At 40.7% G+C, this 26194-nt stretch carries 23 protein-coding genes; 13 read left to right on the top strand and 10 right to left on the bottom strand.

Annotated features, from left to right (window positions below; translation table 11 throughout):
- Positions 1-58: 58 nt before the first annotated feature.
- A complete protein-coding gene (locus N7E81_RS18240) occupies positions 59-2644 on the top strand; it encodes a TonB-dependent receptor (RefSeq protein ID WP_263051039.1) in 2586 nt (861 codons plus the stop codon).
- Positions 2641-3489, top strand: coding sequence for a DUF4249 domain-containing protein (locus N7E81_RS18235; protein WP_263051038.1), 849 nt, complete (start codon positions 2641-2643; stop codon positions 3487-3489). The genes N7E81_RS18240 and N7E81_RS18235 overlap by 4 nt, the downstream gene beginning before the upstream one ends.
- Here N7E81_RS18235 and N7E81_RS18230 read toward each other — a convergent pair.
- Both N7E81_RS18230 and N7E81_RS18225 read right to left on the bottom strand, forming a co-directional pair.
- Complete coding sequence (locus N7E81_RS18230; RefSeq protein WP_263051037.1) at positions 3474-4049, bottom strand: HPP family protein; 576 nt, start codon at positions 4047-4049, stop codon at positions 3474-3476. The genes N7E81_RS18235 and N7E81_RS18230 overlap by 16 nt on opposite strands.
- A 31-nt stretch (positions 4050-4080) precedes the next feature.
- The gene (locus tag N7E81_RS18225) at positions 4081-4428 is read right to left on the bottom strand and encodes a hypothetical protein (RefSeq protein WP_263051036.1); all 348 of its coding nucleotides are present in this window, start codon (positions 4426-4428) and stop codon (positions 4081-4083) included.
- 247 nt (positions 4429-4675) lie between these two features.
- Between N7E81_RS18225 and N7E81_RS18220 the strand changes: the two genes are divergently transcribed.
- The 6 genes from N7E81_RS18220 to trmB all read left to right on the top strand — a co-directional run bounded on the left by N7E81_RS18220 (position 4676) and on the right by trmB (position 9836).
- Complete coding sequence (locus tag N7E81_RS18220; protein WP_263051035.1) at positions 4676-5935, top strand: SPOR domain-containing protein; 1260 nt, start codon at positions 4676-4678, stop codon at positions 5933-5935.
- Between the two features lie 80 nt (positions 5936-6015).
- The gene (locus N7E81_RS18215; RefSeq protein ID WP_263051034.1) at positions 6016-6717 is read left to right on the top strand and encodes a MotA/TolQ/ExbB proton channel family protein; all 702 of its coding nucleotides are present in this window, start codon (positions 6016-6018) and stop codon (positions 6715-6717) included.
- Positions 6714-7103 carry an ExbD/TolR family protein gene (locus tag N7E81_RS18210; RefSeq protein ID WP_263051033.1) on the top strand — a complete coding sequence of 130 codons (390 nt, stop codon included), beginning with the start codon at positions 6714-6716 and terminating at the stop codon, positions 7101-7103. The genes N7E81_RS18215 and N7E81_RS18210 overlap by 4 nt, the downstream gene beginning before the upstream one ends.
- Before the next feature lie 2 nt (positions 7104-7105).
- On the top strand, positions 7106-7945 hold the full coding sequence (locus N7E81_RS18205; RefSeq protein ID WP_263051032.1) for a hypothetical protein: 840 nt from the start codon (positions 7106-7108) through the stop codon (positions 7943-7945).
- A 4-nt stretch (positions 7946-7949) separates the two neighbouring features.
- Positions 7950-9173 (top strand): bifunctional folylpolyglutamate synthase/dihydrofolate synthase, encoded by a 1224-nt coding sequence (locus N7E81_RS18200; RefSeq protein WP_263051031.1) that lies wholly within the window; start codon positions 7950-7952, stop codon positions 9171-9173.
- Entirely contained in the window at positions 9174-9836 is a 663-nt protein-coding gene (gene trmB, locus N7E81_RS18195) for a tRNA (guanosine(46)-N7)-methyltransferase TrmB (protein ID WP_263051030.1), read from the top strand.
- A 2-nt stretch (positions 9837-9838) separates the two neighbouring features.
- On the opposite strand, the gene N7E81_RS18190 is transcribed toward trmB, so the two are convergent.
- From N7E81_RS18190 to trpS, 5 genes are all read right to left on the bottom strand, one after another.
- On the bottom strand, positions 9839-10732 hold the full coding sequence (locus N7E81_RS18190) for a hypothetical protein (protein WP_263051029.1): 894 nt from the start codon (positions 10730-10732) through the stop codon (positions 9839-9841).
- Positions 10729-11301, bottom strand: coding sequence for an RNA polymerase sigma factor (locus N7E81_RS18185; RefSeq protein ID WP_263051028.1), 573 nt, complete (start codon positions 11299-11301; stop codon positions 10729-10731). Before N7E81_RS18185 ends, N7E81_RS18190 begins: the two co-directional genes overlap by 4 nt.
- 137 nt (positions 11302-11438) lie before the next feature.
- Entirely contained in the window at positions 11439-12413 is a 975-nt protein-coding gene (locus tag N7E81_RS18180; RefSeq protein ID WP_263051027.1) for a calcium/sodium antiporter, read from the bottom strand.
- Between the two features lie 241 nt (positions 12414-12654).
- Positions 12655-14385: a phospho-sugar mutase gene (locus N7E81_RS18175; RefSeq protein WP_263051026.1), complete on the bottom strand. Its 1731-nt coding sequence runs from the start codon at positions 14383-14385 to the stop codon at positions 12655-12657.
- Positions 14386-14391: 6 nt separating this feature from the next.
- Entirely contained in the window at positions 14392-15360 is a 969-nt protein-coding gene (trpS, locus tag N7E81_RS18170) for a tryptophan--tRNA ligase (protein WP_263051025.1), read from the bottom strand.
- Positions 15361-15450: 90 nt separating this feature from the next.
- Between trpS and N7E81_RS18165 the strand changes: the two genes are divergently transcribed.
- Together N7E81_RS18165 and N7E81_RS18160 are read left to right on the top strand one after the other, a co-directional pair.
- On the top strand, positions 15451-16545 hold the full coding sequence (locus N7E81_RS18165) for a DUF1573 domain-containing protein (protein ID WP_263051024.1): 1095 nt from the start codon (positions 15451-15453) through the stop codon (positions 16543-16545).
- Between the two features lie 69 nt (positions 16546-16614).
- A complete protein-coding gene (locus N7E81_RS18160) occupies positions 16615-17193 on the top strand; it encodes a tetratricopeptide repeat protein (protein ID WP_263051023.1) in 579 nt (192 codons plus the stop codon).
- A 9-nt stretch (positions 17194-17202) separates the two neighbouring features.
- On the opposite strand, the gene N7E81_RS18155 is transcribed toward N7E81_RS18160, so the two are convergent.
- From N7E81_RS18155 to fbaA, 3 genes are all read right to left on the bottom strand, one after another.
- Positions 17203-18279: a DNA/RNA non-specific endonuclease gene (locus tag N7E81_RS18155; protein WP_263051022.1), complete on the bottom strand. Its 1077-nt coding sequence runs from the start codon at positions 18277-18279 to the stop codon at positions 17203-17205.
- Positions 18280-18282: 3 nt separating this feature from the next.
- A complete protein-coding gene (locus N7E81_RS18150; protein ID WP_263051021.1) occupies positions 18283-19173 on the bottom strand; it encodes a 3-hydroxybutyryl-CoA dehydrogenase in 891 nt (296 codons plus the stop codon).
- 168 nt (positions 19174-19341) lie between these two features.
- Entirely contained in the window at positions 19342-20406 is a 1065-nt protein-coding gene (fbaA, locus tag N7E81_RS18145) for a class II fructose-bisphosphate aldolase (protein ID WP_263051020.1), read from the bottom strand.
- Positions 20407-20801: 395 nt separating this feature from the next.
- Here fbaA and N7E81_RS18140 point away from each other — a divergent pair, with 395 nt between their 5' ends.
- The 3 genes from N7E81_RS18140 to N7E81_RS18130 all read left to right on the top strand — a co-directional run bounded on the left by N7E81_RS18140 (position 20802) and on the right by N7E81_RS18130 (position 26161).
- Positions 20802-21686, top strand: coding sequence for a hypothetical protein (locus N7E81_RS18140; RefSeq protein ID WP_263051019.1), 885 nt, complete (start codon positions 20802-20804; stop codon positions 21684-21686).
- Positions 21687-21852: 166 nt separating this feature from the next.
- Positions 21853-24330: a PIG-L family deacetylase gene (locus tag N7E81_RS18135; protein WP_263051018.1), complete on the top strand. Its 2478-nt coding sequence runs from the start codon at positions 21853-21855 to the stop codon at positions 24328-24330.
- A gap of 145 nt (positions 24331-24475) precedes the next feature.
- Positions 24476-26161, top strand: coding sequence for a sodium:solute symporter (locus tag N7E81_RS18130; protein ID WP_263051017.1), 1686 nt, complete (start codon positions 24476-24478; stop codon positions 26159-26161).
- Positions 26162-26194: the final 33 nt, after the last annotated feature.

Raw genomic sequence — 26194 nt, 5'->3', positions numbered from 1 at the left:
CGTCGTTGTTAGAAAATATTTCTTGCCTTTGTTTGCCCTTCTGATTTTTACATCAGAAATGCGCGCACAAGAGAATGTCCTAGAGCGGACAGTGATTCTCTATAAAAAAAAATACAAGACACAAGATATACTGGAAAACCTGTTGCCTCAGCAAGGGGTCAATGTGGCATATCACGACAATATCATACCACTCAAGAAGGAAATTGAATTTGGGAAAATCAAGGAGACAACGGTCAAAGAGATCTTGTCGAGGATTTGTCATAACGAAAACCTAGATTATATCAATTACGAAGGGCAGCTTATGATTCGTTATTACGATCGCCCAGAAAGAGAGTATAAGTATGCGATCAGTGGTTTGGTGGAGGATGCCGCCTCAGGTGAAGCCCTCATTGGTGCTACGGTGTATATTAAAAACATAGAGACAGGACTGGCTACTAACGGTTATGGGTTTTACGCATTCTCCTTGCCGAAAGGTAAATATGATCTGTTGGTGTCATTTATAGGGTACCATACAGTCAACTACGCTATCGAGCTCAATAAGGATTTTCAATTTAATTTTCAATTGGTTGAAAACTCTGTAGAGTTGGATAATGTGGTAGTAGAGGAACAGGAGCTGTTTGACGTGAAAGCTCAAAACATCTTACTTAGCTCTAATAAGCTCGATATGGACATGGCTAGTCAGATTCCTTACATTGCCGAGGTAGATGTTTTTCAAAGCTCTATGCTGCTTCCCGGGATCTCCAATGTAGGAGAGGGCGTGTCTGGTGTAAATGTAAGGGGTAGTGCTGCAGATGCCAATCTAATCATGCTGGATGAAGCCGTGATTTACAATTCTAACCATTTCTTTGGACTGGTTTCAGTTTTTAACCCTGATGCAGTTAAGGATGTGGAAATTCTGAAAGGAGACTTGCCTGCAAAATATGGAGGGAGAACTTCATCCGTTATGCACATTCGTCAAAAGGAAGGGAATGATAGTGAGTTTCACTTGTCAGGAGGTTTGGGGTTGATCACCAGTAGACTGATGATCGAAGGCCCTATCATGAAAGGCAATGCTAACTATTTGTTGTCTGCTCGGAGTACGTTTTGGGATTTGATTTTGAGAAATACAAAAAGCCCAACGTTGGCCAATACCAGAGTGAGTTTTCAGGATATTAATACTAAGGTCAAATTTGATTTGAATAGCAAGAATAAGATTTATTTCTCAGGGTACTTTGGTGCAGATGCTAATCAATTTGGGATTGATGCCATTCAGAAATGGGGCAATAGAGTCATGTCTGTTAGATGGAATAAGATTCATAAGTCCAAACATTTCATGAATCTTACATCCTATTTTAGTCAGTACGAATATCGTGTGGAAGAAGAACGCGAAGCGGCGGATTATGTGGGTTCGTCCAGCATTACAGATATAGCAGCCAAATTCGATATGACATCGTACTATAGTCCCAAAAATATATTTGAATATGGGGGAGAAATAGTAACTCATTTTCTGAATCCTGGAGAGCGAATACCAGGGCCGGGTTCTGCAGAAAATGCAGTTCGATTGGATAATGAATTAGGGATAGAGTCGTCGATATACTTGTCTAATGAAAGGCATTTCGGAGACCTTTCGGTTTCATTAGGAGCGAGGTATTCTAATTTTGTGAATTCTGGGCGTTCGGATATGTATACTTACCAGCCTAATCAGGTGAAGTCATTAAATACTCGAATCGACACCGTATCTGCTGGAGAGGATAATGCAAAGACCTTTTATCAGACGGTTTTGCCTCGCTTGTCAATGAAGTACCAGCTCAACCCCAACATGTCGTTGAAAGTTGGACACTTTGGATCAGTACAGTATATGCACTTGCTGTCCAATACACAGTCGCCTGCTTCATCAGATTTGTGGCAGATTAGTGGAGAGTATTTGTTGCCGACTACGATGCTCCAGACCACGATTGGTCTATATCAATATGTGAAAAAGTTCGATATGGATTTGTCTCTAGAGGTTTATTATAGAAAAATCCAAAACGTGGTAGATTATAAAAATGGAGCGAATTTGCTTTTCAATGAGTCTATAGAAACGGAAATATTGAATGGAAATGAGCGGGCCTATGGAATGGAAGTATTCTTAAGGAAAAAATTTGGGAAGCTTACTGGCTGGTTAGGATATACACTTTCTAAATCAGAACGTCAGGTCAATGGAGATTTAGAAGAAGAAAAAATAAACGGCGGAGCATATTTTCCCACCAACTATGATCGGACACACGACATCGCCATTACAGGAATCTACCAACTGACACCCTACCTTTCCTTGTCTTCAAGTTTTGTGTATTACACGGGTAGGCCGTATTCATTTCCTTCTTCCAAGTATCAGATAGATGGGCTGCTAGTTCCTCATTTTCCCAATCGAAATCTAGATCGGTTGTCTGATTATCACCGGTTAGACATCGCAGCTACACTTAATCTAAAAGAGTTTAGAAAAAATGGGAAGAAACGCAGAGCCGAAAGCAGCTGGGTGTTTTCTATTTATAATGTATATGCACGTCGCAATGCTCAAGCCTACTATTTTCGAGAAAGCGAAAAGCAACAAGGAGTGTCTGTAGTTGAGAAATTGTCAGTGTTAGGAACGATGATTCCTTCTGTTACATATAATTTCAAATTTTGAAAAGTCATCTATATCATATTGTACTGTCTTGTATTGGCTTAGCCCTTTGTGCTTGTGTTGATCAGATCAATTTAGAACTGGAAGCAGGACAATCTAATGTGGTCGTTTTTGGCTGGATTACTGACGAAGCCGTGCCTTACGAAATCAAACTCTCATGGAGTAATGGGTATTCTGACCAGTCAGGTTATTTGCCTGTGTCTGAGGCAAAAGTGTATGTGACAGATCAATCGGGTACGCAATATGATTTTGTAGAGATAGCTACCTCTGGACGTTATCAGTCAGACCCGTCAGTGTTTGTCGGTCAGCCAGGGGGGATTTATCAACTTACGATACATCACGGTCAATCGATCTATCAATCTGCAAAAGAAGAACTGCCTCCACTCAGTCCAGTACAGGATGTATTTGTTGATTTTGTGGCAGATCCAGCGGATTTTAATGTAAAGCCAGAGGATGAAAACTTCTTCGTTTCGGCTTTTGTAGAAGACGATGTGATATTAGAAAATTACTACCGCTGGAAAGTTTATGTGAATAATGAGCTTAGGAATAAACCAGAAGAATTGGTTCTCTTTGATGATCAGTTTACCAATGGTAATAAATTTAAATATGATGCTAGCAATGTGCTTTTTACAGCAGCAGATCAAGCTCAAATTCAGCATATGTCTTTGTCTAAAGGGGCATTCGAATATTATATCAATATAAAAGAACAAACCAGTAGCTCTGCCTTGACTCCTCGTATACAGCCAGGGATTATCAAAGGAAATATGTCAAATCCTAATAATGACAATGAGCTTGTATTAGGTTACTTTGGCGCTTCGGCTGTAGCTACTATTCAAGTGGGTAAATGACCTGATTTCTTTTTCCATTTGTATGGATAGCTCCTGTTTTTGGGTAGGTTATTGAATATCAAGGCGACTACCAATAGGATGATTGTGCCTGTTAAAATAGGGTTAAGAACGTACATATAACCCAAACTCTTGATTTTCTCACTTCCTATATTGGCAATTAATGCAGTAGCTCCGCCAGGAGGGTGTACAGTTTTAGTAATGAGCATACCCACTATGGCTAACCCTACAGCTAGAGCACAAGCCAACCAGTGTAGTTCAGGAGACGAGATGCAATAGGCTATAGAGACACCTACTGTAGCGCTTACTAAGTGACCCCCGACTAGGTTTCTTGGTTGAGAAAGAGGGCTATTGGTAGCGCCATATAGCAGTACAGCAGAAGCACCAAATGACCCTACTAGGAAAGTGTTTTCTAATTGATTGAAAGATAAACTTTGTATATAGCCAATCAGTCCAATGCCGATGAATCCGCCAATAAAGGACCAAATTAAGTCAGTGGGCCTGACGACAGTTCTTTTGTATATGATGTATTTAGCCTTTCTGTAGACGCTATGATTTGTCAAAGCAATAAATAATTTGAATGGGAAACTTACTTTATTCTAAAATCAATACCTCATTGACATAGTCTAACGCACTGAATCTGATTCTAAGTGATTTAGAATTGGTGCTGTCTAGGCAATTGATTTGATAACTAAAGAATTTTTGACCACGGGTGTATAGATGTGTTTTCGTTGGGGCACCCAGTATTTCGATGAGTTCGCGTTCACTCAGGCCTATGAATTTGTCGAATTCAGTTTCCATGTTTTCAATTACAGTACCCCTATAACCTTTACAGTTTGTTGTTTCAGCTTTCCATTGCGGCGAGTTGAAAGAGTCGAAAGAAGTGGTTTTGGACTGGCACGAAAGTGTAGCTAAGCTAAATAGGATAAGTACAATTGGCATTTGGAACTCAATGTTTCCATTTGATAATGTGTGAAATGGAAAACGATGTAGTAACCTTGCCATAGAAAATGATTTTATAAAAGTACTCATGCCAGATATATTGGATTAAAGTAATATTTTGATTGAATTAGTGATAATTTTATAGGAAAATACAAAGGACACCATAAAGTTGTTATTTCAAAATAATTCTATACATTTAAGGTGTGATTTAATAAGTTTATATTAATAATAAGGTAATTGCTTAGATATGGCCGACGATAAACTCAACGAAGGTTCGGAAGAAGAAAACAAATCAAATCAGTCAGACGAGGATTTTGGTTTACCAGATTTGGAGTTTGATGAATTGCAAGAATTAGATTTTAATTTGGATGATTCGGATGACGATGAGTCCGATAATGAAGGAACACTACCAGAGCCAGAAGGCATTGACATGAGTGTTCTGGATGATATTGATGTTCCTGAATCATCTGAGAGTGCTGACGGTCTACAACCAGGGGATCTTGATCCTCCCGAAGGTTCTGTGCTTGATGAAGGTATAGAAGAAGTAGAGGATGTGTTGGACAGTGCTCAATTAATCTCAGATCGCTTGGGAGATGACGATGAAGACCCACTCTCTCCTGATTTTAGTGCGGACATCAACTATGACGACCTTATCGGAGAAGACGTAGATGCAGGTAGTGATGATGTTTCGTCTATTGAAGATATGGGATTAGATCTTTCTTCCGATGATCTAAACGATACCGATGATTTGTTGGCTAATATTGATAGTCCTGATCAGTTAGCTGCTTTAGGTATTTTGGACGAAGACGATCAAGATGATACCTCTTTAGGAGATTCTAGTGGAGAAGGGGATTCTCTTTTTGCGGCTGATTCTTCCTCCGAAGAAGATGATTCTATTTTCGATACAGACGGTATGTCGTTCGATGATGAGAAGTCTGACTTTGAAGAAACGGATACTCCTTCATTACCTCCTACATACAAACCTTACTCATATGAAGAGAGTTCAGGAGGGTTTACTAAAGTAATCGTCATTGGTGTTTTAATTATCTCTATTATTGGAGGAGCTTTTTACTATTTCTCATTAGAGGATGGTCCAAAAAAAGTAGCTAAAAAAGAAGTGCCGAAGAAAACGGTAAAGAAACCAGTGGCTAAGCCTGTTGAAGAAGTTAAAGTCGAAGAAGAGCCAGTGGTTAAAGAAGAAAAGCCAGTAGTGAATACTCCTGCGCCTACCGCAGCTACTGCTAACCCTGGAGAGATCGTTCAGGTAACGGCTCGTACTTCAAGGTCATATGTCGTGATTGCAAGCTTTGTAGATCAAGATTTGGCCATGGACTATGCAACAGAATTGAGTAACGAGGGGAATGGAGTGAAGATAATTCATCCATATGGTAAGTCTAAACGATACAGAGTATCGGTGGCTGATTTTGCCAGCTATGGCGATGCAGCCAGTCAATTAGGAGACTTCAAAGGTCAATATGGAGATGACGTCTGGGCATTACAATATTGATTTAACCATACGCGTTGATTTTAAAACTGTATTAAAATATAAAAAGGTCATCTTGGCCTTTTTTTTGTTTAAATGAAATTATGCTAATACTAAATACAATTTTAGCTTCTCTAGCTCAGGAAATTCCAGTAGATGAAGTAGTAGAACAAGTGGTCGAACAAGTTTCCGTGTTGGATTTGTTATTGAAAGGAGGGTATATGATGGTACCCATATTATTGCTCTCTATTTTGGGTATATATGTTTTTGTAGAAAGACTTCTTACAATAAAAGACGCATCTAAAACGCCAGATGCTTTTATGTCGGATATCAAAAGCATGGTATTGAATGGAGGTATTTCAGAAGCTAAAACCTTGTGTCAATCTACAGCTACACCAATCGCTCGAATGGTAGAGAAGGGTATCTCTAGAATAGGCAGCCCGCTGAAAAGTATAGAAGCATCTATAGAAAATGTAGGGAAAATAGAAATTTATAAATTGGAAAAGAACCTGAGTTTGTTAGCTACTATTTCAGGAGCAGCGCCTATGATTGGTTTCTTAGGTACAGTAACAGGGATGATTCAAGCCTTTATTTCGATTGCTCAAGAAGAAGGTGCAGTGAGTCCTAAATTGCTCTCTAGTGGAATATATGAAGCTATGATTACGACAGCTGCAGGTTTGTTTGTAGGTATTTTGACTTATTTGGCATACAATTATTTGGTGACCAAAGTAGGTAAGTTGATCCATGGTATGGAGTACACTTCAATTGATTTCATTGATTTACTACAAGAACCCCAGAAAAAATGAAACTTGGTTCTAAACACAAAATAGAGTCTTCATTTTCAATGTCATCAATGACAGATGTGATATTTCTCTTGTTGATATTTTTCATGCTGACTTCATCTTTTATTACACCTTCGGGCCTGCCTGTGAATTTACCAACAAGCAAAAGTTCTACCATTGTAATGCAAAAGATCAGTGTCACGATTACACCTGATTTACAATATTTCGTAAATGATCAAAAAGTGGAGTTGAGTGGTTTGGAACGTGCGTTGAAGACCGAGCTTAAAGACAAAGAAGGAGTAGTTGTGCTGCATTGCGATAAGTCAGTGCCAGTAGAGCATTTAGTAAATGTGGCTAGTGTCGCCACCAAGCTAGGGTCGAAAATATCTTTGGCTACAAAACCAGATTAATTTTGGATAAGCAGGAGAGAAAAAATAGAGCGATCAGTATGTATGTGTCTGTAGGGCTACATGCAGTGCTTTTTGTGCTCTTTTTTGTGATGTTGGCATGGACTGAGCCCGATCCTCCGATACCAGAATATGGTATTGAGTTCAATCTTGGTGCAAGTATAGTGAGCGAAAATCAGAGTGAGGAAGCTGTATCTGAAGAGGTAATAGATGAAGTAGAAGAAGTTTCAGAAGAGGTGGAGGAACAAGTTGAAACCCAAGAACAGTCTGAACAAACCGCAGCAGAAGAGGCAGATGGAGAGGATATCGAAACAGTGGAAAGTGATGTGGCTGAAACTGCTACAGAAACAGAAGACTTGAACAGTCCAGATGTAGTAGAGAAAACTATCAAGAAGGAAGAAACTAAAACTCAGAAAGTAGAAAAAACAGATACAGGGTCTGATGCCAAAACAGTAGAAGCACCTAAAAAAACAGAGGAAAAAGTAGAAGAAAAGAAGAAAGTAGAAAAGCCCAAAATCGATGATCGTGCCATTTTTAAAAAAGTAGATAATGGTTCAGGGTCAGGCAACAAAGGTTCAAGTTTAGATTTGGCTGGCTGGGATTGGGATTTTAAACCACAGCCTAATGACAAATCTTCTGAAAATGGCATGATTGTTTTTCAAATCATTATTGATGAAGAAGGAGAAATTATTGGCATTAAGACCCTAGAAAAAACAGTGTCGCCAGTAGTGGAAAAAGTCTATCGAGATGCGGTTATGGAGCTTACCTTTAGTAAAGTGTCGGACGGCCGTGCCGCTGCCGCGACCTCTACTGGAAAGATTACATTTATTATCCAATCCAATTAAAATTATGAACTATCAAGAAGTCCTCGACTTCTTATACACTCAGCTGCCAATGTATCAGCGAGTGGGGAAGGTGGCTTTTAAAAAGGATTTGACCAATACACTCCGTTTGGCAGAGGTATTAAATAATCCACATCAACGATTCAAGAGTATACATGTAGCAGGTACTAATGGTAAAGGCTCTACCTCCCATTTAATTGCTTCTGTATTGCAATCTGCAGGTTATAAGGTAGGACTTTATACTTCACCGCATTTGCGTTCGTTCAGAGAGCGTATACGTGTGAACGGAGAGGAAATTACCGAGTCGTTTATTTCTGAATTTGTAAATAAGCATCAATCAGCCATTGAAAAAATAGCTCCGTCTTTTTTTGAGATTACGGTAGTGATGGCATATGCTTATTTTGCTGAGCGAGAAGTAGATTTCGCAGTGGTGGAAACAGGGCTTGGTGGGCGACTAGATTCTACCAATATTATTACGCCTGAATTGTCGGTGATCACATCGATAAGCCTAGATCATCAGGACATGTTGGGACATACTATCGAAGAGATCGCTAGGGAGAAAGCAGGAATTATCAAAGATGGTGTGCCTGTAGTTGTTGGGCATTTGCCCCCAGAGGCACTGCATGAGATCAAATTAGTTGTAGTACAAAAACAATCCGTTTTAGATGAACCTGTAGTAGGTCAAGTGCCTGATATGCCGTCAGACTTATCTTTGCCCGTGTTACGGTTGAATCTGGGGACGGTGTCTAGAGCGATAGATCAGCTTAGAAGCCGTGGGATTCAAGTTGATGAATCGGCCTTTGCCTCAGGGGTGAATCATGTAGTGGCTCAGACAGGACTAAAAGGCAGATGGCAGACCCTTCGTTCAGTACCTCGGGTTATCTGTGATGTAGGTCATAATGAAGAGGCTGTGGTTTGGTTGATGGAACAGGTTGCCACTATTGATTATGAGAAATTACATATTGTTTGGGGTGCTGTTGCAGATAAATCGTTGGATAAGATATTTCCATTGCTCATTAAAGAATGTGAGTATTATTTTTGTGCTGCTCATGTGCCTCGGGCTATGAGTGCTGAGGTGTTGGCTGAGCAGGCAGTCAATTATGGATTGAAAGGCCAAGTATATGGTTCTGTAGATGAGGCCTACCATGCTGCTTTAGCGAATGCAAATCCTAAGGATTTGGTTTTTATTGGAGGTAGCACCTTTGTAGTAGCGGAATTAAATGATTTATAAGTGAGTAGAAAAAAATTAGAGCGATTTAAAGACAATGCCGAACGGTACAATGTCGTGCAAGATGGTAAGTCCAATTTCGGCCATTTGATTGGGAAATGGAGAGAAGAACATTTTAAAAATGATAATGATCTTGTCGTAGAGTTGGGCTGTGGAAGAGGCGAATATACCGTAGGGCTAGGGGAGAAGATGCTAGATACCAACTTTGTAGGGGTAGATATCAAAGGGTCACGTATATGGGTAGGTAGTTCGTATGCGATAGCTAATGGCTTAGAAAATGTGGCTTTCTTGCGTACACAAATCGAATTGCTCGACAAGCATTTTGGAGCTCACGAAATAGATGAAATATGGGTGACTTTTCCAGATCCACGTCCGAAAGACAAAGATGAAAAAAAACGTTTGACTGCTCCAAGGCATATGGATGTCTACCGGAAATTACTGAAAGAGAATGGCTGGCTCAAGTTTAAGACGGATAATACTTTTTTGTTTGATTATACATTGGAGTTGATCAATGAAGGTATGTTGAAGGTGAAAAACTTGATTTACACACATGATCTTTATAACTCTGAGTATATGGATGAGCATTTTGGCGTAAAGACCAAATACGAAAAGCTATTCTATGATCAGGGGGAGAATATCAAATATATGAAATTTCAGTTTGCTTGACCTTAGCCTAAGACCAACGAAAGGCTAGGATAGGCTTGCTTTAAATTATCCGTAAATATTACCTCGGGTCCTATTTTTAGGTGTTTGCCGATATTTCTAAATAAGGATACTTTGATTGTTGTGTCTTGATAAAGATAGCCATCAGGGTTTAGTAAATATCCAGCGCGTGTAGTCCAGCCTTTATTGGTATGCTTGTTTAATGTGCTATACTCTAGGTTTACAAACGTGTGAGGATGCATTTTTCTGTCACCAGCTTCATTTGTTCTGAAATTGAGTTGAGAAGATGCTCCGAGCTTGTAAATTTCTCTTCGTTTAGCAGTATAGTTTTCCATGAGTTTAAAATCTATGCCCAGTTCAGGGGTGATTCCTTCTGTTTGCAAATTAACCTTTGCAAAAACTGACACGAATGGATTAGATAGTCGGGGCATTTCGATATGCTTTTGAGCATTTCTATCGAGCTTAACTATGGATTGTTGCGTGTCTGTGGTTGGAGGTTTTATAACTGGTTTATTTCGCTTTTCCTTTACAGGAAGAGGTGTGATTTTCTCTAACACAGCTGTTGAAGCTGGTAGTTTTTGGGGGAGCACTACCTTTTCTTTAGTTACAGAGGGGCTGTGAGTAATTGTTTCTTTGGGTTTGGTGTCTAGTTTTCCCCAATTAAAAATTTCGGTATTGGCTGCTACCAGTAGAGAGAAAGAAGCTGCCATAGCCAATCCCCAAGTTACAAATCGCTTGTCTACGTGCCCGAGACGGTTAGACAACTTCAGCCATGTTTCATTCAAGTCAAAATGCTTGACGGGAATGCCATCTATTTTTTCAACTGCCTTTTTGCTTAGCTCATCTGTAGCTTTTGCTTTAGATTCAGACCCGTTTATTTGATTTTCGTTGACTTTCATAGCGCACCTATTTGTTTTAGCGATTTGGATAGTGAAGCTCTGGCTTTACTGAGTTGTGACTTCGATGTGTTTTCACTGATGTTGAGTTTCTCTCCAATTTCTTTGTGGGAGTAACCTTCTATAACATACATATTGAATACTGTCCGATAACCTTTTGGTAGTTTTTGAATAAGGTTGACAATGGTCTCTTCCATGAGTTGAGAATCTACTGTTGCTTTGTCGCAAGACAGATCGTAGATCTTATCTAGTTCTACCTGATCCATTTTTCTTTTTCGGAGCAACATCAGAGACTCATTGACCATTATTCTCTTTATCCAGCCTTCTAAGCTGCCTTTACCACGATAGTCGAAGGAGTCTATTTTTGTAAATACCTTCATGAAACCATCGATCATGGCATCTTCTGCTTCCATTTCATCATTCAAATATCTTAGACAGGTGCGCATCATTTTATTCGCGTATTTGTCATACAGCGCTTTTTGAGCCCACTCATCCTTGGCTTTACACAAGTCTGTCAATTGACTGTCTTCCAAAATTTGATCTTGATTAGAAATGTATCCTTGGTTATTCAATGCGTGCCAATTAAAAAAGGTTGCTTTTGCAGAAATGCAGTTGCAAAATATGCCTAATACAAACATCGAGCCGTTAATGGCTTGTTAAAAGGTGTTAACAAGTGTTAACCAAGAAAGAAAGGTTGTTGTTCGTCTGCTTACAGACGATTCATGTAGATGAACACGGAGTAAGCTACAAAGCCAATTAAATAAATAGCTCCTTCGGCCCTATCCAATTTGTATTTCTGTAGTGTAAACATGAATATAAACAGCATGAAGGTGCCAATCATTACGATATAGAGGTCTAAGTTAAGGTCCATGTCGTATGAAATAGGGGCACTGAGCGTGGCTGTAGCTCCAAGTACTAAGAGTAGGTTGAAAATATTTGAACCTACTATATTTCCTACTGCGAGATCAGATTTTTTATGGAAAGCAGCTACTGCTGTAGTGGCTAATTCTGGTAGTGATGTGCCTGCTGCTAATATAGTCAGTCCAATGACTTTTTGGCTAATATTGAAGTATTCTGCTATGGTAATGGCATTGTCCACAATAACCTGTCCTCCAATAGCTAAACCTGCTATGCCAAAAATAATCATCATGGTAGTTTTGAGACTACCATACATTTCAATTTCATCTATATCTCCCCCCATGTCGCCAGTGCGCTTCATGTTTTGAAAAACATAGGCTAAGAAGCCAATAAACATGACTAAAAGGATGATGCCATCCGTAGAGCTCATTGTGTTTTCTTCTGCTCCAAAGAACATTTGATCATTGATCAATACGAAAAGAACGATGGTCGCTAGTAATGAATAGGGGACTTCTTTCCAGAGTGCATTTTTCTGCACAGTTAGAGGGTAGATCACCGCAGCAATACCCAAGATTAAAAATAAGTTGAAGATATTAGACCCAATAATATTTCCAAATACGATATCATCATTTTCTCCAGATGCCCCTGATATGATGTTGACTACCAACTCGGGAGCAGAAGTGCCCATGGCTACTACTGTAAGACCGATAGCAATGTCCGATACGTTATATCTCTTGGCAAGAGATGAAGCTCCGTTCACTAAAAAATCGGCGCCTTTAATAAGCATAACGAAACCGACAATGATGAGCAAAAAGGGCAATACCATATTTGAATAATTTTATGTTTAGGTGGTGAAATACATTAGAATTGAAATATAAATATATTCAGAATATTTTAATCAACTTTTCGATGAATAAAGAAGGTGTCTTGTTCTTTCTTTTACTCAGCTACTTTTCTAATTTTATCACACTATTTCATTGCAATATATTCAAAACATTTTTTTTCATAGATATTACTTCTAAGTAATATTCTTATTTGTCATAAATATCAGGAAATGAGCTGGTTGCTTATAGCAAACCAAGCTCTTCTTTAATTTTGTCTGTTTTGGCACGAAGCACCAATTTCTCATCTTCAAAACTTCTGTCTGAATCTGAATCAGATCTTACGCTCATATAGAATTTAATCTTTGGTTCTGTGCCAGATGGGCGCATGGATATTTTGGATCCGTCTTTGGTGATAAATTGCAAGACATTTGATGAAGGAAAATCGATTTTCTCTTTTTGGCTTGTTAATAAATTTGTGGAGGTAGAATTTTGGTAGTCAATAAGCCATTCGATTTCCGAACCAGCCAAAGTAGATGGTGTATTGGTTCGGAATTGGTGCATCATTTCCTGAATTTCTTCAGCGCCTGATTTGCCTTTTTTGGTCAATGAAACTAAATCCTCTAGGTACATGCCAAATTGTGAGTATACTTCCTCAAGTAAGTCTCCTAATGATTTGCCATTGTCTTTGGCCCAAGCTGCCATTTCAGCGATCATTGCACATGAGGCAATGGCATCTTTGTCTCTTACAAAGTCACCTATCAGGTAGCCGTAGCTTTCTTCTCCACCACCAATAAAGGTCTTTTTGCCTTCCAAGTCTTTGATGAGCCCTGCGATGTGTTTGAATCCCGTCAATGTATCAAAGCACTCTACACCAAAATGAGTTGCAATGTCTTTGATTAGTTCGGTGGTTACTACTGTTTTGACTACGTACTGCTTTCCGTCTAGCTTGTTGTTAGCTTTCCATTTGAGGCATAGGTAGTAGATCAATAGTGCACCAGTTTGGTTGCCGTTGAGTAGTTCGAAATCGCCAGTTTCGGTTCGAATAGCGATGCCCACTCGGTCAGCATCCGGATCGGTGGCTAGCACAAGCTCTGCATCAATTTCTTTGGCTTTGGCTAGAGCCAAAGTCAATGCTTCTTTTTCTTCTGGGTTAGGGTATACCACAGTTGGGAAGTTACCATCAGGGGTGGCTTGTTCCTCGATAATAGTAACATTGGTGAAGCCAAAGCGCTCTAGTGCCTGTGGTACGAGTGTGATACCTGTGCCGTGGATAGGAGAGAAGACAATTGAAAGATCCGATTGGTTTTTGATTGCTTCTGGAGAAAGGCTCAGTTTGAGCATTTCCGTCAAGTACTTTTCATCTATATCCTTCCCAGTTTTTTCAATAAGTGCTGGGTTAGCGTCGAAATTGATTTGATCAAAACTTGTGATCTTTCTTACTTCTTCGATTATTTTAGTGTCGTGAGGAGCGATGATTTGCGCGCCATCTTCCCAGTATACTTTGTAGCCGTTGTATTCTTTTGGGTTGTGAGACGCGGTGACTACGATTCCGCTTTTGCAACCCAGAGAGCGGATCGCAAACGAAAGTTCGGGAGTGGGGCGTAGTGCTTCGAATAAATATACCTTGATGCCATTGGCTGAGCAGATGTCGGCTACGATTTGAGCAAATACATCACTGTTATTGCGGCTATCGTGTGCGATGGCGATGGATGCTTCTTCGTTTGGGAATTGCGCATTGATGTAATTGGCCAGGCCTTGGGTGGCGCTGCCTACGGTGTACTTGTTCATGCGATTGCTACCCAATCCCATGACGCCTCGGAGACCCCCAGTTCCGAATTCTAATTCCTTGTAAAAGCAATCAGTGAGTTCGGTTTCATTGCCACTATCTACTAGTGCTTTGAGTGCTGTTTTGTCGGCTTCGTCGATACTACTGTTTAGCCAAGTATCGATGGTTTTTTTGATATTCTCTTCCATGATGTTTTAGAATCCTATGGTGTTTTTTACTCTGGCCAATACGTCATGCGCAATGGCTCTTGCTTTTTCTTCTCCTTCTTGTAGGTGTTGTTCTATCGCCGATTCATTGGCCATGTAATGATCGAACAATTTTCTTTCTTCAGCGAATCTTTCGAGTAAGAGCTCGAATAAGGCTGTTTTTGCATGTCCATAGCCATAGTTTCCGCCTTCATAGTTACGTCTCATTTCTGCTTTTTGCTCTTCTGAGGCTATGGTTTTGAAGATGTTATACACGTTGCATACGTCGGGATTTTTAGGCTCTTCCATCGGTGTGCTGTCTGTGATGATAGACATGACGTTTTTCTTGAGTTTTTTCTCAGGTTGAAAAAGGTCAATGATATTGCCATATGATTTGCTCATCTTCTGTCCATCCGTGCCAGGTATGGTCATGATTTCGGCTCCTATTCGAGCTTCAGGCAAGACGAAAATTTCGCCAAATTGATGATTGAATGCCTTGGCAATGTCGCGAGTCATTTCTATATGTTGCCGTTGGTCTTTGCCTACGGGCACTAGTTCGGCATCATACATGAGGATGTCTGCTGCCATGAGCACAGGGTAGTCGAATAGGCCTGCATTTACGTCTGATAGGCGGTCAGATTTGTCCTTAAATGAATGTGCATTGGCGAGCATTGGGTAAGGGGTGATACAATTGAGGTACCAAGTGAGCTCGCATACTTCGGGGATTTTAGATTGCCTATAGAAAATGGACTTGGAGGTGTCTAGTCCGCAAGCCAGCCAAGAAGCGGCGATAGACATTACATTTTCTTTTCTTGTTGCAGGGTCTTTGATGGTAGTAAAAGAGTGTAGATCTGCAATGAAAAGTAACGATTCTTGATTCTCACTTTTTGCTAGTTCGATGGCAGGTATGATGGCACCTAGTAGGTTGCCAAGGTGTGGTCTGCCCGAACTTTGAATTCCTGTTAATACTCTTGCCATAGTTAATTTTTGCGCAAATTAATAAAATTATTTCCCTTTGCTACGTTAAGACATTATTGTTTATTTGCAATGAATAATTCATAAAATACCATGTCCTACATTATAAAATACACGTTTTTTTCTCTCTTTCTTTTTAGTGTCAACCTGCTTCTTGCACAAGAAAAAGGTAGGTTGGAATTTCTCGAAAGAGAATATGATTTTGGAGAAATCCAAGAAGAAGATGGACTGGCTATTCATGAATTTGAATTCGAAAATAAAGGGACTGCACCCTTGGTGATTAGTAATGTACGCGCTTCTTGTGGATGTACCACGCCAGGCTGGTCTAAAGAACCAGTAATGCCAGGTGAAAGAGGATTTGTGAAAGCTCAGTATAACCCAAGAAACCGCCCAGGCAATTTCAGGAAATCATTGACTATAACTACCAATGGAGACCCTGCGGTAGTCAATGCCTTTATTCAAGGCAAAGTAATTCCGAAAGTGAAGTCGCTAGAAGAGCAAATGACGGTAAAGGTGGGAAATGCCAGGTTTAAGAATAGGTCAGTCAATATGGGGAGAATTACTACGGAGAAACCTGTGGAAAAGTCTTTTGATATCTATAACGATAGTAAGGATTCGTTAGTCATTTTAGAGTCGTATGACGCACCTGATTTCATCAAATTGACATTTGAACCGCAGGTATTGGCACCCAAGCAAGTGGGAAAGGTCGTGATAGATTATAACCCTGTGTATAAAGACAACCTAGGATATAACAATCATGGTATACAGTTTTATACCAACGAGGCTAATGCTGCTGCGAAAAAGATTAACGTGATTGCTACGATCAGTGAGTATTTTGCCCCATTGTCAGATGCTGAATTGGCGAAAGCCCCTAAGATGGCCATTACGGACAGATTGCAAGACTTGGGTAGAGTAAGCGAGGGATCGAAAACGATAGCCGAATTTGTATTGACTAACCATGGCCAGTCTGCTTTGGAAATCAGAAAAGTAAAATCTAACTGTGCTTGCTTTGTGGCTGACTTGCCTAAAACCGAAATAAAACCTGGGAAGTCTGTGACGCTGAAAGGAACTTTTGATGCCACAGGTAGAAAGGGTAATCAAAATAAATCAATTACGATCTACTCGAATGACCCCAAAGATCCTATGCAAGTTGTGTCTATAAAGGCTTCAATTCTTTCGTCAAATTGATTCGATATCTTCTCCTTTTTTAAGTATTCACTATAAGTTTGCAGAAAAAATCATAAAATGAAACAATTGATGATCTTAGTACTCGCAGTGGTGCTATTTGCGTGTGAGAATGAAGAACGATCTAAGGGGGATGAACTGTATAATGAAGGCAAGTACTCAGAGGCGATCAAAGCATATGATGAGTATATCGGATTGCATCCTACTCATGTAAAATCTATCTATAATAGAGGTAGGTCTTACGAGGAGTTAGGTAAGTTTCAGAAAGCGTTTGAAGATTTTGAAGCGGTATTAGAAATAGATAAGAAAAATACTTCGGCACTTTTGAGCTTGGCCAAGTACTACTATAGAGATCAAAAATTCGAGAAAGCTAAATATTACGCAGAGTTAGCAGTGAAAGAAAATGTCAATCTGGCACAGGCTCATTTTTGGTTGGGCAGATCCAGACACCAGCTAGGCATGTTTGCAGAAGCACTAACAGCGTATAACAATGCCATCAACCTGGACAGAGAGCTCGGCGAAGCCTATCTATATCGTGGAGCTATCAAAATGCAAAGCAGCCGAAACAAAAGTGCTTGTGCGGATTTCAAGTCAGCCAAAGACTTGGGAGTAAAAGAAGCCAGCGCTGCAGAAAAGAAGTATTGTAAGTAATACTTCTTTTTATTTCCATAGTGTATAATTGTACGTTTGCTCGATTTGATTTTCTAGCTGATCGGGAATAGATGGAAAGAAGTCGAGTCCAGTGGCTTTTTCCACTTCGTCTATGCTCATGGCATAGACACTGAGGTCTTTTGAAGATTTTTCGTTGTCGAGGATAAATCCTATACCTTTTACTTCTTTGCCATTGAGTTCTAATACTACTTTGTAGTATTGATCGGGTACCACTACTTTGTTTTTACCTATTTTTTCTCCTTTCCCGAAATAAATTGGCCCAGTTACTACATAGATTTCCTCGTTGCTTTTAGCCCAGTCTCTGACTCGCTCTTCTAGCTTTTTCCATATTCCACGGTTGAAACTAGGCTCTTGTGGACTCATATTGCTCATGTAGAAAGATTCGCTCATGCCTTCTTTGGTCCAGCCAAAATCAGCTGCGGGAGCTAGGTGACCTCTGTCGTAGCCAGAACCCTTATAATCAGCCAGTGCTGCAGATTTAGTCTTCACATCTGGGTCTTCTCGGAAATTGTCGGTACGGCTAAATTTGGAGTTGTCCAGATTTACCTTTTTCAAAGTGTAGGCTACCCAATCGGCCTGCTCGGTTTTTTCATTGTACCTTAGGGTGTAATGCGCATGTTCTATAATGGCGTCTTCTTGCGTGTATGCAGGCCAGGTGAAGTCGAAACTAGAGGAGTAGTAGTAGTTATCGTCTTTGCTGTAAACAGGTAAATTTTCATTGGTCTGTACAGTTTCTTTTGCACCATTCAGTGCGTCGATTTTATTTTCCTCAAACTTTTTCTGAGCGGGTTTTGCAGACGCTGTTGTTTTTTGTTTGGGATCAGGTTTTTTGGGCTGGCTGGTGGGCAAGGGGGCGGTCTTTTTTTCTGAATCCTTTTTTTGCTCTAGCTCAATCCCATTTGTGATTTTCTTGAGCTCCCCACTCCAATCTGGGTTTTGATTGATCCAGTAGAGACCTACCATTACAATAATGCCAATAATAAGGACAATGGCCGACCCATTGACACCCGATCCTGATCCTTTACTATTGCTCTTTGAAGATTTTGCTTTCCTTGCCTTCGCCATTACTTATTTTTGAAATTGAGTGGAAACTACCAGATCTTTAGATCCTGGTGTATATTGATAAAATCCTTCGCCAGATTTGGAACCGAGTACGCCAGCTTCTACCATATTGACCAATAGGGGGCAGGGTGCATACTTTGGGTTGCCAAAGCCATCGTGTAGTACACGCATGATAGACAGGCAGATATCTAAACCGATAAAATCGGCCAATTGCAAAGGTCCCATTGGGTGTGCCATGCCGAGTTTCATTACGGTGTCTATTTCTTCGACACCAGCCACGCCTTCGTAGAGGGTGTAGATAGCCTCGTTGATCATTGGCATCAGTATTCTGTTGGCTACGAAGCCAGGGTAGTCGTTGACCTCTACAGGGACTTTGGATAGTTTTTTTGAAAGCTCCATGATGATAGCCGTAGTTGTATCACTGGTGCTATAGCCTCTGATTACTTCTACTAGTTTCATGACAGGCACTGGGTTCATAAAGTGCATGCCTATTACTTTGTCTTTTCTGTTTGTAGCAGACCCTATTTTGGTGATGGAAATCGACGAGGTATTCGATGCCAATATACAATTAGGCTTGGTGAGCGTATCTATTTGCTTGAATAGATCCAGCTTGATGACCATGTTTTCGGTGGCTGCTTCTACTACTAGGTCTGCTTCTTTTACGCCCGTGGCAAGATCTGTGTGTGTGGTGATGCGGTCGAGTGTGGAGGTTTTGTCGGCTTCGGTTATTTTTTCTTTGTTGATCAGTCTGTCGAGGTTTTTACTGATGGTACTCATGGCTTTGTCAAGCGCTTCTTGGGAGAGGTCTATGAGGTTGACCGTATATCCTGTTTGGGCAAATACATGGGCGATACCATTGCCCATGGTGCCTGATCCGATGACTGAAATATTCTTCATTTCGATTGCATTTGGGTTTGAAATGTTTGTTTAACGTGCCAACAAAAATGTGATTAAATGTGCAGGGTTCAAAATGAATTGATTTAAGAAATAAGATTTAGATGAAACAAAAAAAGAACCGCCTAACAGACGGTTCTTTTTAGATCTATTGCAAAGTCTAAGTTTGACTTAAGCGTTTCTATTGATGTTGTTCAAATCTTCGAAAGCATCTTTCAAACGAGCCACGAACGATTTTTCAGCCTCTCTAGTCCATACTCTTGGATCGTAGAATTTCTTGTTAGGACTGTCGTCACCTTCTGGGTTGCCGATCTGACCTTGTAGATAGCCTTCGTTCTTTTGGTAGTAATTTTTCACACCGTCCCAGTATGCCCACTGCAAGTCTGTATCGATGTTCATTTTGATAGCTCCGTAAGAAATGGCTTCTCTGATTTCCTCTCTTGTAGACCCAGATCCACCGTGGAATACGAAGTTTACAGGGTTGTGACCTGTGCCGTATTTTTCTTGGATGTAGTCCTGAGAGTTTTTCAAGATTTTCGGTGTCAACTTCACATTGCCTGGCTTGTACACGCCGTGTACATTACCAAATGCAGCAGCAATAGTAAATTTGTCACTGATTTTACCCAACTCTTCGTAAGCATATGCTACTTCTTCAGGCTGTGTATATAGTCTAGACTCATCTACGTCAGAGTTGTCTACACCATCTTCTTCTCCTCCAGTGATACCCAATTCGATTTCGAGTGTCATGCCCATTTTAGACATACGCTCTAGGTATTTCTTACATGTCTCAATGTTTTCTTCGATAGGTTCTTCAGATAGGTCGATCATGTGAGAAGAGAATAGCGATTTGCCCGTTCTCGCGAAAAACTCCTCACCAGCGTCCAACATACCGTCGATCCATGGCAACAATTTCTTAGCACAGTGGTCTGTGTTTAAGATTACGGTTACACCGTAAACCTCAGCCATCATGTGTACATGGTGTGCACCAGCTACAGCACCAGCTATAGCTGCTTTTTGTCCATCGTTAGACAGGCCTTTGCCAGCATTGAATGCCGCACCTCCATTAGAAAACTGCACCATAACTGGTGAGTTCAATTCTTTTGCAGTTTCTAGCACTGCATTGATAGAGCTGCTACCTATTACGTTTGCTGCTGGTAGCGCGAATTGATTCTCATTCGCATACTTCAATAATTCGCTTACTTCGTCTCCAGTGAGAACCCCTGATTTGAATTTCATTTCTTAGTGTGTTTTTAGTGCTCTGAAGTCGTAGTCATTCTCGAAACTTCAGATGATTAATAAATGTGATTATTAAGGCTGGCAAAGATATGCATTTGATTCAAAATATCACCGAATGAGTATAAGACAATGTAGATTCGTAACTCTTGAATTGAATTATTGGGATTATTATAAATAATTGAGAATTTGTTGAGATTTTCGCAATTTAATTTGTGCTACACTTAGGGTAGGGATGAGGCTAGGCTTGTCGTTATAGCAGGTGTAGAGATCACTGATTTTACCAAAGTAATATAAACTGGTTAAAAACTTTTTCATTGGAGATTAAACTTTGACCTAATGGAAGCGTCAAAGACCCAAGAAAACATTAATAAAAACAATCAGTAAATACTAAAACTATGAAAAGACTATTTGGGATTTTACTAACTACTTCTGCATTGATCTTGCATGCTTGTACGACGGATATTGACGAATCTACGGATGAATTAGTAGGGGAGGACTTGGCTATCGCAGATGTGAATTTGGAAATTAATACTTCCGACCTTGTGGAAGAGATAGATGATGCTGCAGATTTTGCTACTACTTATTTTGATGAAAAGGAAGGGAGATCTTTGGGAGAAAGATGGAAGAAATTCAATGACTGCGTGACCGTAACGAATGATGAAGCAACCTCAATTAGAACTGTTGACTTTGGAGAAGAGGGTTGTGTAGGTATTGATGGGCGAGTACGCAAAGGTAAAATACTTATTGCCCATGAGGGAGAAAGAAATGAGGCAGGATTTAAACGAACGGTGACTTTTGAAGGGTTTTCAGTAGATACAATTCAAGTAGAAGGTGTGCGTGTACTGATTTATCTGTCGGGTACGGGTACCGAAAAGAAATATGAAGCAACTCTGACCAATGGAAAAATAACCATGCCTGATGGATTTATCCTTACTAGGTCTTCATCACGGACAGTGATTGCCACTTTCGATGAGGACGGATTGAAAACCCAAGTGGCTCGATTTGGCACGGCTAGTGGTACCAACAGGCTGGGAATAACGTATGAAACCATGATCGAAGAAACGACACCTTTGGTATCTAAAATGGAGTGTAGAGAAGGTGGTTTTTTGCCGCATGTGTCTGGTATACTCACAGTGAATATTGAATCTAAGATCGAAAAAACGATTGACTTTGGTGATGGAACTTGTGATCAATGGGTTACGATCACGCAAGATGGCGAGTCGAGAGAAGTCAAAGTAGAACCTCGGGGAAAGAGAATAAGACCGCCGAAAAAAGATTAATCTCAAAACCAAGAGATTGAAAAACAGGTATGAGGTCTACCCAATTGGGTAGACCTTTTTTCATTTAGGATAAAGCATAACTCCAAAGGAATATTACCGTTTAGCCATTATTGTTTTTTTCTTAATGACGAGCCGATTAATATTGTTTGAAAATTAAAATTTAAATATGCGACTACTGCGATTGTTATCATTCCTTTTTACTTTATCCATTTCATTACCCATACAAGCCCAGCAACCTAAAAAACCAAATGCCGCAGATATTCAATTGATGCTCGAAAAGCTCAATGTACTTGGTTCCGTGCTGTATGTGGCCGCCCATCCTGATGATGAAAACACCAAAGTAATCGCCTATATGGCGAATGAGAAAAAATTCAATACCGCCTACCTGTCTGCAACTAGAGGCGACGGCGGACAAAATTTGATTGGTTCGGAAATTCGAGAATTGCTCGGCCTGATCCGAACACAAGAGCTGCTGGCTGCTCGCCGTACGGATGGCGGACAGCAGTATTTTAGCCGAGCCAATGACTTTGGCTATTCTAAAAATGCGGAAGAGACATTTGAAATATGGAATAGAGAGGAAGTGCTGGCAGACTTTGTAAGAGTCTTTAGAAAACACAAGCCTGATGTGGTGATCACTCGCTTTCCAGGTAATGGTATGGGGGGGCATGGTCATCATACCGCTTCAGCTATTTTGGCCAAGGAGGCCTTCGAAATGGCGGCCGATAAAAAATATTTCCCAACGTCGGCTGCTGAATATGGCGTGTGGCAACCCAAAAGAATACTTTTCAATACCCATCCGTTTTTTTACCAACGTGCAGGGATAGAAATGGACACCGCTGCCATGATTACCTTAGACTTGGGTACCTACAACCCACTGCTAGGCAAGTCTTATCCTGAAATCGCCTCCCTGAGTAGAAGCATGCACAAGAGCCAGGGTTTTGGGTCTACTGGTACCAGAGGGACACAGATCGAATACTTTGAGCATACGGCAGGGGAGCGAGCCACGGATATGTTTGCCGGATTTGATACTAGTTGGAACCGAGTGAAGGGTGGAGGCAAAGTAGGCTATCATGTAGACAATGCACTCATGTACTATGATCCTGCTCAGCCGTGGATTATTGTGAATGACTTGGTTTTGGCATACAACGCATTGGACAAAGTGAAAGACCCCTATTGGAAAAAAGTAAAACAAGAAGAAGTTAAAGCACTGATCAAAGCGTGTACGGGATTGTATATGGAAGTGAAGGCAGATCAGTATTCTTATACGCCAGGCGATTCGCTAACCCTTAGCATGGAGGCTATCAATCGTTCTGATGTGGATATGAAATTGGTGTCGATAAGGCTAGGAGATAGATCAGCTTTTCATGTCAATCAAAAGCTATTCAACAATCGTCCATTCAACTCGGATATGAACTACGTGCTAGATACTCAAACCAGCTATTCTGACCCGTATTGGCTCAAAGCTCCAGGGACTTTGGGCATGTATGAAGTGATAGACCCAAAGTTGATCGGTACGCCAGAGAATGCTCCTGCACTTTCGTGGAGGGCTACGATCGAAATCAACGGTACGGCTATCGAATATGAGTTGCCAGTGATTTACAAAGAAAATGATCCTGTGGCAGGTGAGACATATAGACCTTTGGAAGTGACACCGCCTGTTTTTCTCAATATTTCCGAGAAGGTATATGTATTTGGTAATGGCGATTCGAAATCTATAGAGGTGAAAGTATTGGCCGGACAGGCAGAGATTCAAGGAGATTTGTCGCTGAATTTGCCAGAAGGTTGGAAGGTCAAACCTGAGAGTTACTCCTTTGATTTGTCTGACAAAGGTGCCGAGGCAGTATTTAGCTTTGAGCTATTTCCTCCTCCTGTTGCTCACAGTGGGGAGATACAGGCTGTCGCCAAAATCGAGGACAAAACATACAACAATAGCTTGGTGAGAATCGAATATGACCACATCCCAAAGCAAGCTTTGTTTCCTGTGTCGTCAGCTAAAGTAGTGAAGGTGGAGCTAGAAAAAAGAGGAACAAACGTGGGTTATATCGTGGGTTCAGGAGATGAAATCCCAGCTAGCTTGGCGCAAATAGGCTATGAGGTAACAGAGCTGTCTAATGGAGACATCACGGCTGAAAAGCTACAGATGTATGATGCAGTAATCCTAGGGATCAGAGCCTACAATACCAACGATCGTTTGAAGTTTTATCAAGAAGAATTGATGGAATATGTAAAAAACGGCGGTACTATGATCGTGCAGTACAACACCGCACACCAGTTGGTGACTAAAGACCTAGGGCCTTATCCACTGCAGTTGTCGAGAGATAGAGTAACGGTAGAAGAAGCTGAGGTTAGAATATTGAAACCCGATCACCCAGTGATGAATACACCAAACACAATAACGGAGGCTGATTTTGAAGACTGGGTGCAGGAGCGCGGGCTTTATTTCCCTAACGAATGGGATGAGCAATATGAGGCCATACTTTCGTCCAACGACCCAGGAGAAGATCCTAGAAATGGAGGATTGCTAGTGGCTAAATATGGAAAAGGGTACTATATCTATAGTGGATATTCTTGGTTTAGAGAATTGCCTGCAGGCGTACCAGGAGCCTATCGTATCTTTACCAATATGATCTCAATTGGCAAATAAGATTGATTTACCTTTAAAAAATTTCAAATTTGGATTCATTGGATAAACCACCTTTTTTTAAAACTTGGAAAGCCATGTACTGGTTTGTATTGGCCAATCTGGCCGCAGTTATTCTTTTGTTGTATTGGTTTAGCGTTTCCTTCCGATGAGCATATTAGATCTATTGGTGTTATTTGGTACTTTGGGGCTCATTGTGGGCTATGGCGTATACAAAACCTACGGTACAAACACGATTGACAACTATCTGCGTGGTGGCAACAGTATGAAATGGGGCACGATTGGGTTGTCTGTGATGGCCACACAAGCGAGTGCCATCACTTTTATTTCTACACCAGGCCAAGGCTATGAGAGTGGGATGGCTTTTGTTCAGAACTATTTTGGATTGCCTATAGCATTGATTATAGTGGCTTTTGTGTTTATCCCTATCTATTACAAACTAAAGGTATATACGGCCTACGAATATCTCGAAAAACGATTTGACAAAAAAACTCGTTTGCTTGGTGCTTTTTTGTTTTTGGTACAGCGTGGTTTGGCTGCTGGTATTACGATATATGCACCAGCCATTATCCTGTCTACTATACTAGGATGGAGCCTCACTTGGACCATCTTGCTGGTGGGCGTGCTGGTGATCATCTACACGGTGAGTGGCGGTACCAAGGCAGTGAGTCTCACTCAAAAACATCAGATGACGGTGATCCTTATCGGAATGGCTATTGCGTTTGGCTATATTGTGCATTACCTATCGGACTTTGTTACTTTTCCCGAGGCACTGCACATTGCTGGCAGTTTGGACAAGCTCAATGCCGTTGATTTCTCTTTTGATTTTGAAAAAAGGTACACAGTATGGTCGGGTATTTTAGGAGGATTGTTTTTGGCACTGTCGTATTTTGGGACAGATCAGTCGCAAGTACAGCGCTATCTTGGGGGTAAGAATACCGTGGAGAGCCGCATGGGGTTGATGTTTAATGCCATATTGAAAATTCCTATGCAATTTTTCATCCTGCTTACTGGTGCTTTATTGTATGTGTTTTATATATTCTATCAGCCGCCAGTTCATTTCAATGCTCAAAACATAACCTCTGTAGAGCAACAAGTAGGAATTGAAAATATTGATCGGATCACTACAGATCATGACTTTTGGGTGCAACAGCGAAAGGAATCAGCACTAAATTATGCAGAAGCATTGACTGGTGGGTCTATCGAAGCGCAGGTACAAGCCAAGCAAAAACTTCAACAGACAGCCGAACGGGTAAATGACTCACGAACGGAAATGAAAGAGCTGATCGCTTCTACCGATGCGGCCATGAAGATCAAAGATTCGGATTACGTATTCCTTACTTTTATTCTTAACTATTTACCTCAAGGCATCATTGGGCTACTGATTGCTGTGATTTTTTCAGCAGCCATGTCTTCCACTTCTGGTGAGCTGAATGCATTGGCGTCTACTACGGTGATCGATTTTTATAAAAACCTGATCAATCCAGATGCCTCCGAAAACAGATATATGCTAGTGTCCAAACTGATGACGGCGGGATGGGGGATACTGGCGATTGGTTTTGCCTTTATGGCGCATCAGTCAGAAAACCTGATCGAGATGGTCAACATTCTCGGATCGTTATTTTATGGCAATATCCTAGGGATATTTCTCGTGGCTTTCTTTGTGAAATTTGTGCAAGGCACGGCCGTGTTTTGGGCAGCGATAGTTTCTCAGCTATTAGTGATTGGTTTGTTTCTCTCCACAGATATTGGCTATCTCTGGTTCAATGTGATAGGGTGTACGGGAGTCCTTTTGATTAGTCTATTGATACAGACCTTAAAACCTAAGGCATAAAAAAGTCCCGCTCCATATCGAAGCGGGACTTTT

The sequence above is a fragment of the Reichenbachiella carrageenanivorans genome (genome assembly GCF_025639805.1).
In the GTDB taxonomy this organism is placed as follows: domain Bacteria; phylum Bacteroidota; class Bacteroidia; order Cytophagales; family Cyclobacteriaceae; genus Reichenbachiella; species Reichenbachiella carrageenanivorans.
This window is presented reverse-complemented; position numbering and strand designations above follow the sequence as displayed.